We start from the raw sequence: 12,916 nt of genomic DNA, 5'->3' as shown, positions 1-12,916 counted from the left end.
ACTTCCCGGGTGGCGGACATGGGTACGGGCCGGGTCGTGCTGGTGGGCGCGCCGCTGGGCAACGCCGGCGACGCCTCCACCCGGCTGCGAGAGGTGTTGGCCAGCGCGGACGTGGTCGCCGCCGAGGACACCCGCCGGCTGCTGCGGCTGGCCCGGGACCTGGATATCACCGTCAGTGGCCGCATCCTGTCGTATTTCGAGGGCAACGAGGAGCGCCGTACCCCCGATCTGGTCGCCGCCCTGCGCGACGGCGCGGTCGTCGCCGTCGTCACCGACGGCGGCATGCCGAGCGTCTCCGATCCGGGATATCGCCTGGTCCGGGCCGCCCTGGACGCCGGATTCCCGGTCACCGCGGCCCCCGGGCCCAGCGCCGTGACCACCGCGCTGGCGCTGTCCGGGCTGCCCAGCGACCGGTTCTGCTTCGAGGGCTTTCTGCCGCGCTCCGGCTCGGGCCGCCGGTCGCGGCTGCGCGAACTGACCGCCGAGCCGCGCACGCTGGTCTTCTTCGAAGCGCCGCACCGGATCACCGCGGCGCTGACCGACCTCGCCGCGACCTTCGGCGCCGAGCGCGAGGGCGCGGTCTGCCGCGAGCTGACCAAGACCTATGAGGAGATCCGCCGCGGCCCGCTGGGCGAGTTGGCGGCCTGGTCGGCGCAGGCCGAGCCGCGCGGGGAGATCACCGTGGTGGTGGCGGGCGCGCCCGCCGGACCGGCCGAGCGGCCGGCCGACGACGACCTGCGCGCGGCGGTCGCCGAGCGCGAGGCCGCCGGCGATTCCCGGCGGGACGCGATCCAGACCGTGGCGGACATGTACGGCCTGCGCAAACGCGAGGTGTACACGCTTGTGCACGCCGCTCGGTAGCCGTCGGTTCCTCGTGGTCGTTCCGATAGATCCGACACCCGCTCAGTAGGTGTCGGCGAGGAAGCCGGCGAGCAGGAGCAGCGGTCCCGCCATGCTGATCAGCAGCACGCCGCGCCGGGCCCGGGCCGGGGCCAGCCGCCGGGCGCCGGTCAGCCCGGCGATGCCCAGGCCGCAGAGCAGCACCAGCACGAAGCTCAGCGACCAGCGCAGGTGCATCAGCAGGCCCGTGCCGCCGACGTACGCCTGCCGGCTCTCGCTGCTCACCATCCGGGCCGGCGCACTCGCCCCCGGGGCCCGCTGGCCGGGCTCGACGCCGTACAGGGCCAGCCTGTCCACCCGGTAGGCGCCGTTCGCGGCGGTGAACTGGCCGATGCAGCGCTGCGTGACGCCCGAGCCGGCGCAGCGGGCGACGGTCGCCGAGCCCCGGTCGCCGTGCCCGACGGCCAGCCAGAACGGCTCGGCGCTGACCCAGGCGAAGAACGCGGCGACCAGACCGAGGGCGAGCAGCCCGAACAACCCGGCGGCCGGGCGGCGTGGCGGGCGGGCCCGGCGGCGCGGTGGGCGCTCGGCGACCTTCTCGCGGGTCTCGGCCGGTGGCAACGACTGCGCGCGGCGCTCCTCCTCGGCCTTCCAGAAGGGTGAGGTCTCGAGCAGGGCGGCGGTGCGCTCTTGGCGCACCCGGTCCTGCAGAGCCCGGTCGGCGCGGGCCCGGTCCTGCTGGGCGCGATCCAGTCGGGACAGCCCGGAGGGCGGCTGGCCGGGCACCGCGTTGCGGTCCAGGGCCACGGTCGGCCGGTTGCGGTCCGGCTCGGGCAGGACCATGACGTCCGGCGCGTCCGCGACGCTCGGCGGCTCCACCGGTACGGCGTTCAGCACGTCGACGATCGTGGGCTCACGCTCGGCGGCGTCAGCAGCGGCAGCGGTGGTGACAGCCGCGGTGGCGGCGGCAGTGGCGGCGCCGGCGGTGGCCGGCCGGGCGCGGTTGCGGGCCGCGTAGACGGTGCCCTCGCCCTCGGTGTTGAACCGTTCGGCGTCCACCCGATCGTGGTCGTGTTCGGCGCCTTTGCCGTCCGATCCTGCCGCCTTCTGTTCCCCCGGCTTCTCCTGGCCCGGCTTCTCCTGGCCCGGCTTCTCCTGGCCCGGCTGCTGCTGGGCGTGCCGGGGAGCGGCGGGCACGCGGATCGCGGCTTTCTGCTCCGCGAGCCCTTGCCCGGCGGCCGGGGTCTTCTCCACCGGGGCGGCCGGGTGGTCCGGGACCGTGAGGACGGCTGCCGCGCCCCGCGGCGTCTCGTCGGTGAGGCCCGCGCGGGTGTCCTCGGCGCCTGCCTGGTGCGCCTCGGCAGCCGCACCGGTGTGCTGCGCGGGCTGCGGTGGACCGAGTGTCGGTGTCGCGGCGGCAGCGGCGGCTGTCGGGTCGGCTCGCCGGTGTGGATTCCGGGAACGGTCGTCGGCCGAGCCGTGTTCATCGGCGCGCCACCAGGGCGAAGCGGGGTCCGGGTGCGACCACGGGGTGCCGTCGTCGCGCGGTGTTTCCCCAGGCTGTGGCGCGTCACCCGTCATGTCTCATATTGGACTACGGGTTTCCGTGGTGATCAGGGAGATGCCGGGGCGTGTCGGGACAAAAAGGGCGAGCTGCCAGCCGTTCGCAGGCCGGGAGCCGAGGTCACTACGCTTGCCCCATGAGTCACGTTCTCGCCGCGGTCGCCTGGCCCTACGCCAACGGCCCGCGCCACATCGGTCATGTCTCCGGCTTCGGGGTGCCCTCCGACGTTTTCAGCCGGTACATGCGGATGACCGGCCACGACGTGCTCATGGTCTCGGGCACCGACGAGCACGGCACGCCGATCCAGGTCCAGGCCGACGCGGACGGGGTGACGCCCCGCGAGCTCGCCGACCGCTACAACCGGGTGATCGTCGAGGACCTGCACGGCCTCGGGCTGTCCTACGACCTGTTCACCCGGACCACGACCCGCAACCACTACGCGGTCGTGCAGGAGCTGTTCACCGGCCTGCACGACAACGGCTACATCGTGGCCAAGACGACGCTGGGCGCGATCTCGCCGTCCACCGGCCGCACCCTGCCCGACCGCTACATCGAGGGCACCTGCCCGATCTGCGGTTACGAGAGCGCCCGCGGCGACCAGTGCGACAACTGCGGCAACCAGCTCGACCCGGAGCAGCTGATCAACCCCCGCTCCCGGATCAACGGCGAGACCCCGCAGTTCGTCGAGACCGAGCACTTCTTCCTGGACCTGCCGGCCTTCGCCCAGGCGCTGGGCAAGTGGCTGGACGCGCGCGACGGCTGGCGCCCCAACGTGCTGAAGTTCTCCCGCAACCTGCTCGACGACCTGCAGCCCCGGGCCATCACCCGCGACCTCGAGTGGGGCATCCCGATCCCGCTGGACGGCTGGCGCGACCGGCCCGACAAGCGCATCTACGTGTGGTTCGACGCGGTCATCGGCTATCTGTCGGCGTCCATCGAGTGGGCCCGCCGCTCCGGCGACGACCAGGCGTGGCGGCAGTGGTGGTCGGCCGACGCGCAGGGCAAGGACGCGCTGGGCTACTACTTCATGGGCAAGGACAACATCGTCTTCCACTCGGTGATCTGGCCGGCGCTGCTGCTCGGCTACTCGGGCGCGGGCGACAAGGCCGGCGAGCCGGGCTCGCTGGGCGCGCTCAACCTGCCCACCGAGGTGGTCTCAAGCGAGTATCTGACGATGGAGGGCCGCAAGTTCTCCTCGTCGCGCAAGGTGGTCATCTACGTCCGGGACTTCCTGGAGCGCTACGACGCCGACGCGCTGCGCTATTTCATCGCGGCCGCCGGCCCGGAGTCCAACGACACCGACTTCACCTGGGCCGAGTTCGTCCGGCGCAACAACGACGAGCTGGTCGCCGGCTGGGGCAACCTGGTCAACCGCTCGATCTCGATGGCCGCGAAGAACTTCGGGGCGATCCCGCCGGCGCTGGATCAGACCCCGGAGGACCACGCCCTGCTGGACACGGTGCGGGCCGGCTTCGCCTCCGTCGGTGAGCTGATCGGCAAGCACCGGCAGAAGGCCGCGATCGGCGAGGCCATGCGGCTCGTCGCCGAGGCCAACAAATACCTCTCCGACCAGGCGCCGTGGAAGCTCAAGGACGAGGCCGCCAAGCCCCGGATGGGCACCATCCTGGCGACCGCGCTCCAGGCGATCAGCGACCTCAACACCTTGCTGACCCCGTTCCTGCCGCACTCGGCGCAGAAGGTGCACGAGCTGCTCGGCGGCACCGGGGTGCACGCGCCGATGCCGTCGATCGTGGAGGTCGACGACCTCGACGGCGGCCCCGGCTACCCGGTCCTGACCGGCGACTACACGGTGGGCGCCCGCTGGGAGTCGGTGCCGCTGGTGGCCGGCACGCCGCTGGCCGCCCCGAAACCGGTCTTCCGCAAGCTCGACCCCTCGGTGGTCGAGGAGGAACTGGAGCGCCTCGGCTCCTGAGCGTTGGCTGACCTGCGGGCAATGACACCGGGCCGGGTCCCTCGGGGACCCGGCCCGGTCTGTTACTGCTTCTCCAGCCGGACGCCGGACTCGGCCAGCATGCCGAGTACCGCGCCGAGGCCGATCTCGTCGACGTGCTGGAGCGCCACCTCGTACGCCTGCCAGACCAGGATGAACGGCGCCGGGAGCCCGAAATAGTTGGGCTCGCCGCCGTGGAGGCAGTCCCGCAACGCGTACGGGTTGCTGCCGTAGTAGCCACCCGGTCCGTTGACCGCCTCCCCCAGAGCACAGTAGACGCTGGCCAGGTCGGTGGCATACCGCCCATCCAGTATCAGGACGGGCAGTTCCTCGCCGTGCCGGGCGTGCCGGGTCCCCCGACGTAGCGGATTCCGCCAGCGATACTTGCTTGCCACCTCCAGCCAGGCCTCCCGCTGCCCGGCCGGCAGTTCTGCCCAGGTGTTCACGGTTTCCGGCGGGTCAGTTCGCCAGCGGTCCCAGAGCGGCTCCACGCCGCGCTCGGGTGGTTTTGTCATCTGGCCCGTCACGGTGACGTCGAACGCGCCGTCCGCTCGTCGCCGCAGGCGTTCCACCTCGGTCGCCCCTATCGCGTAATGACCGATGGACTCGCCGACGTCGGAAAGGATCTCGACCGCGCACCACCCGATCTCCTCGCCCGGGACGAGCGGTTGCTCGGGCCGGAGACCACCGACTGTGAACTCCACCGGGAACCAGTCCGAAGCGGCGACGAACTCGAAGTACGCCTCCGCGGCGGTATGCCCGGCGAACAGCCCGGTGACCGTCTCGAAAACACCGAGCCGCAGCTCGCGGTCGTCGTCGACGAACGCGAACCGGGCCGGGATGTCAGATGGCACGACCTGTCCTCACTCCTCTGGCTTCTCGTAGATCGAGTAGATCGTCCAGTAATGGTTGATGGTCCACCCGATTCGCAGGATTTCGCCATTGGAATCCAGCTTGACCAGGATTCGAGTCTCCCCGGGAACCGGCGCCTCCGGCACCTTGTATTCGAGGGATCCGCCCCACTTGCCCTTTACTTTGTCGCTCACCTTGACGTTTTTATTGGTATGGGGGTTCTTGACCCATTCGCCAAGCCAAATGATATGCACATTGTTGTTGTCTCGGTTCGGAGTGCCACCGGTGCCCTCACGGATCTTCTTGGCGTCACGGGTCGCGGCCTTGGGCGGGTCGGGGCACTTGACCTTCTTGCCTCCGCCTGCAGCCAGGGCCGAAACCTTGCCCCCGCCTGCAGCCAGGGCCGATGCCGAGGGCTTGCTGACACTGCCAGCGCTCCGGCTGAGTGGAGCGTCCCCTCCGATGTCGATGACAAGGTTCACGCACCCGGCGATCGCCTCCGCGGCCTCGTCGAGGCGTTTACGGGCGTCGTTGATCCGGTTCAGCCACTTCCCGACCTTCGGCGCGATCTTGGTGAACGCCTTGATCACCGGTCCGACCTTGGCCCATGGGATCAAGCCGATCACGGTCCAGACGCAGGCCTCGATGTCGCCTTCCTTGAAGCACCTCTTGATGTCGCCGAAGAGAATCTCCTCGAGCATCTCGACACCGTGCTCCTTGAGGAAGTCGAGGACGCCTTCCGCCGCAGCGTTCAGGTCCTCCTGGTACTTCCGTACGCATTCGGCGGGGTCCGGGTCGTCGCCGCATAGGATTTCGGCGTCGGCCGGGTCCATCGAGTTGTCGCCGCTACCGGTCTGGTCCACGGCCTGCTCGCGGGCCTTCCGCTCGGCCTCGCGGTCCTTGGCCTCGGCGCGCTCGTACGCCGCCTGCGCCTCCTTGGCCATCTTCAGCGCGTGTACCGCTGCGGCGGCTGCTTCCTCCGCGGACTTCTGTGCGTTGTCCGCCGCGGTCTCGGCCTTGGCGGCGTCCGCCTCGGCCCGGCTGGCCGCGTTGCGGGCAGCGGCTGCGTCCGCCTCGGCCCGGGATGCCGCGTCGCGGGCGGCACCGGCCTCACGGCTGGCGGCGTCGGCGTTCATGCCGGCGATGGCCGCGTCCTGGGCGGCGCTGTTGGCTGCCTGCCGGGCCAGTGCCGCGTCGGCGCTGGCCTGCGCGTCGGCCTTCGCCGCGCTGATGCCCGCATTCCGGGCGGCCTCGCCATCCACTGCGGCTGCCGCCGCCGACTTGTGCGCGTCCGCCGCGGAACGTGCCGCTTGTGCCGCCGACTTGGCGGACGCGGCCGCGGCGTCGTAGGCGGGTTTGACCTCGGCGGTCGCCCGAATCGCCGCCGCCTGCGCGGAGTCCGCGGCGGCGACAGCCTCGGTGGCTCGCCGGTCGGCCGCGTCGACGAAGTCCGCACCAAGCTTCGTTGCCTGCGCGGCGACCTCGACGGTGTAGTCGGCGTCCAGGTCGACGCCGGTGAACGGCGAGACCAGCGTGATCGCGGTATTTGCCGGCTCGGCGATGCCGGAGGCGGTCTGCCGCGCCGCGTCTGATGCGCGTACCGCGGTGGCGGCCTGTGTCAGTGCGGAGACCGCCTCGTCCGCGGCTGCCTCGGCCTCGGCCTTGGTCCGTTCGGCGCCCCGCAAGGCCAGCACCGCCTCGGCGGCGGCCTGGTACGCGGCCGCGCCCGCCGCCCGCGCCGCCTCGGCCGCCTTGAACTGCTGCTCGGTTGCCTCGGCCGCAGCCTGGAGCGCCTGGGTGGCTTGTTTGTGCGTCTCCGCTGCCTGTCGCTCGGCGCGGGTGGCCGCGACATCGGCACGTGCCGCGGCAGCCCTGGCGTCCTCCGCGGCTGCCCGGGCTCGGGCCGCCGCGCGTTCCGCCTCGATCGCTGCGGCGCGGGCGTTCGCCGCCGCGCCGGTTGCGGTGTCCGCCGCCGACCGTGCTCCGGTCGCCGCGGACCGTGCGGTGTTCGCCTCGCTCCGCGCCTGCAACGCTGCCTGGGTCGCCTCGCCGGACTGCTGGCCCGCGGTCGCGTGCTGGGCCCAGGCCTCGATCTTGTCCGCCTTGGCGTCCGCGGTCCGGGACTCCCGCTCCGCGACGATGGCTCGGTCGCGGGCTTGGGTCGCCTTGGTGTCGGCGGCGGTGGCGTTGTCCCGCGCCGCGGCCGCCTTGCCCTCCTGCTGCTCGGCCCGGATCCGGCTGCCCTCGGCCACTCCGGCGAGGTTCTCGGCTTGGCCGCGAGCCGACCGCGCGATGGCCGCCTGCTGCTCGGCCTGGGCTCGCGCCGCGGCCGCCGCGGCGCGTTCACGCTCGGCGACCTTGCGGGCCGCCTCGGCCTTCGCGGCCTCCTCCTCCGCCTTTATCCGGGCTTCCCGGGTACGCCGGGCGGCGTCCCAGGCCTTCTTCTCCGCCGCCTCGGCCTCGGCCCGCAGCGCCTTGGTGCGGGCAGCCGCCTCCTTGGCGACGTTCGCCTGCTTCTCGGCCGTCGTCGCGAGCCGAGCCGCCGCCTTGGCGTGCTCCTGGGAGTACTCCCGCCACTTCTTGGCCTGCTCGGCACGGGCGATCGCGTTCTGCTCCGCATTACGGGCGGCGCCGGTGGCAGCGGTCGCGGCAATAGTCTGCTGTGCGGTCGCCGCGGCTGTCGTGGCGCTCTGCGCGGCTTCGGCCATTCCCTGGGCGATGGCCGCCCACTCGGCTCCGTAGGTCAGACCGGTCTCGACCAGGATCCCGGCCTCGACGGTGGCCTGGGCGGAGGCTTGCTGCCCCTGACGGGTGGCCTCCTGGGCGTACCCGGCCTGGCGTGCGGCCTCCGCTATCGTCTGGTCGTACGCGGTCGCCGGGTGGTTACCGGAGACTGTGTTCGCGGCGAGGATCCGTTCGGCCGACCGGGCCTCGTTGGCGACCGAGGTCAGCGCGTTCGAGGCGCTTCGCAGGGCGCGTACGCCATTGCCGTGCGCAATCAGCAACCTCTTGCGTGCCTCCGCGGCGCGAGCGGCGTTGCGGGCCAGCTCAGAGAGCCTTTCCGCAGCCTCATCCCGGGCGCGCTGGTCGGCGAGTTCCTTCTCGCGTTGAGCGGCGTCCAGCTTCGCAGCCTGGGCGTAGCCGGTCTGAAAGAACGTCGCGATCGCGGCGTCACCGGCGGTCAGGGCCGTCTGGGCCGCGCGCGACACGTTCGAGTCAGGCAGTCCGGCCAGCATCTGGGCGCGCGCCCGGAGCTGGTCGGCACGCTCCTTGGTGTTCTGAGTGACGGCCGCGTCGCGTGCCCGGGCGACGTCGGCCCCGTACGCCAGGAACAGCGCCCGGTCCTGGTCGGTGCCCTTGAGCACCCGCTGCACCTCGGCGTTGAAGTACGAGCCGCCGGTCCCGGCCAGCCGGGCGACCGCGGTCTTGTTCTCCTTGGCGATCCGCGCCTTGCGGGTCGTGGCGGCCGCTTGGGCCGCCGGCTCACCTGAGGAAAGGAACTCCATGATCGCGTCGGGAGTGCCGGCTGCCAGCGCCGCCGCAGCCGCGTCGCGGACCTCGAACTCTTCCGAGAGGTCCGCGATGTCCGCCACCAGCTCCCTCATGCGAGGGTCGCCGGTGTCCTGAACGCCGGTCTTGCCGTCCCAGGTCTTCTCGTCGGGTGTGAAGGTGCCTGGTTCGAAGGGCGCGTCGCCTTCATTCGCTTCCTGCAACGCCTTCGCCACGGCGATCAGTTCGGCCGGCACCACCTCGGGTACCGCCGCGGCCGGTGCCGGTGCGGCTAGGGCACCTGCCATAAGGGCGAGTGTTATCACTGGCGCGAGCAGAGCCCGCGTCACTCTCGCATGCATCACTATGTGTGGCCTTCCCCGAGATACCCGACACGAACAAATAGACAGAAGGCACGCCAGAATCGCGCACCCGAAGGTTCAGAAACGAACCGAATTTGTCGCTTCACCTGTCTGTTCTCGGCAGGGAAACGAGCGGTGGAAATGGTCCGGGGACGGCATCGGGCCGGTCCTGACGAACCGGCCCGATGCTTCATGAGTTGCCCGCCCGCTGGCGGCAGGATCGAGTTGCCTTAGGACAGCCCGATGCGGGCGGCGAACTTTCCTCCGCCGTTACCCGGGTAGAGCCACTTACGCCCGGACGGCTCGATCGCGATGATGTCCGCATATCCCGCGTTGTTGAATTCGCCCACGGCGATGCTGGCGAAGCCGTTCCAGCCTGCGCCGATCTTGATCTTGGTGCCGAGGCCGCCGCCTTCCTTGTCCGGATAGACGTACGCGGTGCCGGTCGACCGTTCCACGGCGAAGAGATCGTCCATGAGATCAGTGCCGACGCCCATGTTGCCGGCGGCCAACTTGTCCATGTTGTTCCAACTGGTACCGGTGCCGATCTCTCGCTTTGTTCCCAGACTGTCCTCGTTGGAGGGATAGCAGTACAGCTTGCCGGTGGATCGCACCACCGCTGCCACGTCCTTTACCCGGAGCGACTGCTGGCAGAAGTTGCCGACCGTGAGTTCGCGCATGCCGTTCCAGCCGCTGCTACCGAACGCTTGGCGGGCGCCCGCACCCCTCTTGACATCCGGGTAGAGCCAGAGTTTGCCGGTTGACCGTTCGATGACCATGAGATCGTCCAGCGTCTCAATGGGCGGAGGGGGGCAGGTCTTGCAGCCGGAGTCGCCCGCAGTCGCACCGTTGACATTTCCTCCGGCGATCTCGCCGATGTTTGCCCAGTTCGAGAAGGCTGGTGCGGTCTGGGCCTCCAGCTTGGTGGCCTTCACTTGGCCGTAGAAGAGCTTGCTGTCGTCGCGGTTCTGCAGGAAGTGATCCGGGGTTCCGACGGTGACGGCGGCGACATCGCCGCACATCTCGCCGGTGCCCTTGTCGGTCAGCGCCGGGGCGGTCGGGTCGCCGAACTTCCAGGATGCGTTGGTGTTGAAGTTGCAGGGCCGGTCGAAGTCGTTGGCCATGCCGCTCTGCGCGGCCCACAGTTCGTTGCCGAGGTGCCGCAGGAAGCGGCCCGGCTTGGTCTTCGACTCCAGGGACACGTCGGCACCAGACTTGCCGGCGCTTGCGCACCAGGTCGCGGATGTTTTGAAGGCGTCGCTGCCGTCGTTGGCAGCGAGCAGCACCCGGTAGCCGCTTTCGCGCAGGTAATAGCCGGGCGAACTGACCGACTCCAGGGAGTGACAGTCGGCGTCGCCGAGGCCTGTGTCCACCTTCCACGTGGCGTCAGTGAGCGCCTTGGCCGTTCCTGTCCCCTCGGCAGCGACGGACGTGCCAGCCGCAGCGCCGCGAAGGTACCAACCGGCCCGGCCCGGGGTTACGGTGCGCAGCGTCTGGCTGAGAACGGCATACCGGCCGTTGCGCAGGAAGGCGCTGATATCGGTATCGCTGCCGGCCAGCGCTGCCGTCGCGGCGGTCACGAGCGCGGGGTGCACCAGGCTGTTCTGGGCTTTGGCCAGGATCACCCGGGCCTCGGTGCGATTCTCTTCGGCTTGCTTCTGCAGCGCCTTGGTGACGTCGCGCTGATTCGACTCGTAGATGCCGGTCTCGATGAAAGCCTTGCGCAGCAACGGATCGAACGAGCCGAGCGCTTCGGCAGCCGCCGCGGCGACCTCCGAGCCCGCCGGAGCCTTGGTGGAGATCAGAAGGACGAAGTTCGTGTCGTCGAGCACGAGTTGGCCGTCGGTGGCGACGATGCCCAGCACGGCGAGGGCGCGCGCCTTGGCGGCCCGCCAGCGGGCCACCTCCTTCTCCGCCTCCGACTTGGCCCCGTCGGCGTCGATGGCATCGATCTGGTCCTGCCGGTGCGCCGCGAAGATCCCGACGGTGAGGAACGCGCTGAGCTGCTGCGGATCGTCGCTGCGCACGGCTGCCTCAGCCTGCGTTTTCACCCGCGTGCCCGGCGCCGCGAAGACAATTATCTGGGCGACAAAGTCGTAGTTGCTCATGGCCAGCAGCCGCGGCGTCGCCTCCAGCGAGATCGCCGCCGCAGCCGCCTGACGGGCGTCGCGCTCGGCCCGTTCGCGCTGCTGGATGTCCTGGTCCCGCAGATTCGCCTCGAAGAGCCCTTCGCGGATGAACAGCGTGCAGGCGGAGGCGGACCCGCCGGTCACGGTGCCAGCCGCGAAGGCGGCCACGGCTGCCCTGTTGAGCTCAGCCCCGATAGCGCGCAGGGAAACCTCATGGACAAAGTCACAGTCCTGCTTGGCCTGCATGTTCAGGTCGTCACCGGCGTTGACGACCAGTGCCGCCTTGTACTTCTCGTCCGGGGTCGCCTCCGGCAGCGGGTCATCTGCTACGGCTGCGGCCAGTGCGGGGGCTCGCGGCGCGGGCGCGGCCTGCGCCTGCTGCGGGAGGATCGCGGCGGCCACGCTCATGGCGGCCGACACGGCCACCAGGCCGCGTGTTCCTCGTCGAATGCTTCTCATCGGCGTTGGAAATTCCTTCCTCATGGGCAGCACGGAGCCGGCCGGTGGGATCCCCGGCCGCATCGAGCTACGTGTGTGTCTTAGGTCTTCGGGCAGCCATGTCCGAGGACATTGCCCGGGGCCGGGGACGCGCCGGGATCAGAGCGCCGCGTCGGTCATCCGCTGTTCGCCGGCCACTGCCTGGTTCAGCAGGCCACTCCAGAACCCGGCCCGTGTCGCCGCGGTCTCGCCCTCGGCTGTCCACTCGGAAGCGTTGGTGGCGGCGGGGGCGACCGATGGGCGCCCAGTTGGGGCCGGTGGCTGCCAGAGCCGCGGCGGCGACCGCGCGCCAGTTCTCCGCTTGCGCCTGGGCGACCGCCTCCGCGTCGGACCAGGCCGAGCGGGCTGGTCCGGTCTGGTCACCGACGGCTTCCCAGGCGCGCGCCGCTGCGGCGCGCGCCTGCTTGGCGCCCTCCTGCCCGGCTGCCAGCGCGGCTTGCTCGGCTGCCTGAGCCTCGGTCACCAGCCGGTTGACGGTGGTGCGCCAGGCAGTGTCACTGTCCGCCAGGCGGGCGCGTCGGAGGTCTAGGTCAAGGGCGGCACCGTTGATCCATCCGTACGTGAGAAACTCCACCACGTCGGAGTCGGTGGCACCGGTGCGCAAAGCCCAGGCGGCGCTCGCCCGAACCTGTTCCCCGGGGTCGTGGTCACGCACGGCGGCGACGAAGTCCCGGTCGAACTGCGACAGCGCGCGTGCATATTCGCCGTCGGCCTCGCGCGCCAGCCGGTCTCGCTGCTTGGCGGCGGCATAGCCGGTCCTGGCGAAATGGGTCCGATCGGTGTCCGTACCGTCGACCGCGAACCGCGCCGCCTCGTGCACCTCCGGAGATACCTCAGGCACGGACGTGGCCTGGACACGCTTGGCGAAGTCAAGGTTGCGTGCCTGGGTGGTGGTCGCCCGCATTTTCGCCGATTGGTAGCCGCCGGTGAGGAACTGCGCTATAGCGCGATCCTGCGCCGAACTGATGATCGCGGTCCACGCTGCACTGCGGACGGTCTGCCGCGGATCCTTGATGGACAACCAACGGACAAAGACCAGGTCGGCCGCCGCTGAACTGGTGGCGGTAGCCGCCGCAGGCGCCGCGAACGCAGCCAGCGGCGCCAGAAGAACACTCGATGACAATGCCGCGGCGAATGCCACGGCAACAGCCTTCAGCCTTGTATGCACTTATCCCCCGTTTAGCCATTGACGTCGGCGTGCACTCGAAGTGGCACTGCGCGCTCAAAGTCA

General features: G+C 70.6%; 7 protein-coding genes. 2 read left to right on the top strand and 5 right to left on the bottom strand.

What is annotated here, in order from left to right:
• Nucleotides 1-18 precede the first annotated feature (18 nt).
• Nucleotides 19-861: a 16S rRNA (cytidine(1402)-2'-O)-methyltransferase gene (gene rsmI, locus DMB66_RS15335; protein ID WP_125804759.1), complete on the top strand. Its 843-nt coding sequence runs from the start codon at nt 19-21 to the stop codon at nt 859-861.
• A gap of 42 nt (nt 862-903) precedes the next feature.
• Here rsmI and DMB66_RS61175 read toward each other — a convergent pair whose 3' ends face one another.
• Nucleotides 904-2,421 (bottom strand): hypothetical protein, encoded by a 1,518-nt coding sequence (locus tag DMB66_RS61175; protein ID WP_158647248.1) that lies wholly within the window; start codon nt 2,419-2,421, stop codon nt 904-906.
• 119 nt (nt 2,422-2,540) lie between these two features.
• Here DMB66_RS61175 and metG point away from each other — a divergent pair, with 119 nt between their 5' ends.
• The gene (gene metG, locus DMB66_RS15325) at nt 2,541-4,337 is read left to right on the top strand and encodes a methionine--tRNA ligase (RefSeq protein ID WP_125804757.1); all 1,797 of its coding nucleotides are present in this window, start codon (nt 2,541-2,543) and stop codon (nt 4,335-4,337) included.
• Nucleotides 4,338-4,399: 62 nt separating this feature from the next.
• Here the strand turns inward: metG and DMB66_RS15320 are convergent, their stop codons facing one another.
• From DMB66_RS15320 to DMB66_RS15305, 4 genes are all read right to left on the bottom strand, one after another.
• The gene (locus tag DMB66_RS15320; protein ID WP_125804756.1) at nt 4,400-5,209 is read right to left on the bottom strand and encodes a barstar family protein; all 810 of its coding nucleotides are present in this window, start codon (nt 5,207-5,209) and stop codon (nt 4,400-4,402) included.
• Nucleotides 5,210-5,218: 9 nt separating this feature from the next.
• Nucleotides 5,219-9,004, bottom strand: a complete 3,786-nt coding sequence (locus DMB66_RS15315; protein WP_125804755.1) for a hypothetical protein — start codon at nt 9,002-9,004, stop codon at nt 5,219-5,221.
• A gap of 284 nt (nt 9,005-9,288) precedes the next feature.
• On the bottom strand, nt 9,289-11,646 hold the full coding sequence (locus DMB66_RS15310) for an AbfB domain-containing protein (protein ID WP_158647247.1): 2,358 nt from the start codon (nt 11,644-11,646) through the stop codon (nt 9,289-9,291).
• A gap of 67 nt (nt 11,647-11,713) precedes the next feature.
• Nucleotides 11,714-12,826, bottom strand: a complete 1,113-nt coding sequence (locus tag DMB66_RS15305) for a hypothetical protein (protein WP_199752372.1) — start codon at nt 12,824-12,826, stop codon at nt 11,714-11,716.
• Nucleotides 12,827-12,916: the final 90 nt, after the last annotated feature.

It is taken from the genome of Actinoplanes sp. ATCC 53533, assembly GCF_003947245.1.
The sequence above is the reverse complement of the archived record's forward strand: the minus strand, read 5'-3'. Positions and strand labels throughout refer to the sequence as shown.

Excerpts from the sequence above, each read along its gene's own strand:
- DMB66_RS61175 (WP_158647248.1), bottom strand. The coding sequence starts at position 2,421 with ATGACGGGTGACGCGCCACAGCCTGGGGAAACACCGCGCGACGACGGC.
- rsmI (WP_125804759.1), top strand. The coding sequence starts at position 19 with ATGGGTACGGGCCGGGTCGTGCTGGTGGGCGCGCCGCTGGGCAACGCC.
- DMB66_RS15310 (WP_158647247.1), bottom strand. The coding sequence starts at position 11,646 with ATGAGAAGCATTCGACGAGGAACACGCGGCCTGGTGGCCGTGTCGGCC.
- DMB66_RS15315 (WP_125804755.1), bottom strand. The coding sequence starts at position 9,004 with ATGGCAGGTGCCCTAGCCGCACCGGCACCGGCCGCGGCGGTACCCGAG.
- metG (WP_125804757.1), top strand. The coding sequence starts at position 2,541 with ATGAGTCACGTTCTCGCCGCGGTCGCCTGGCCCTACGCCAACGGCCCG.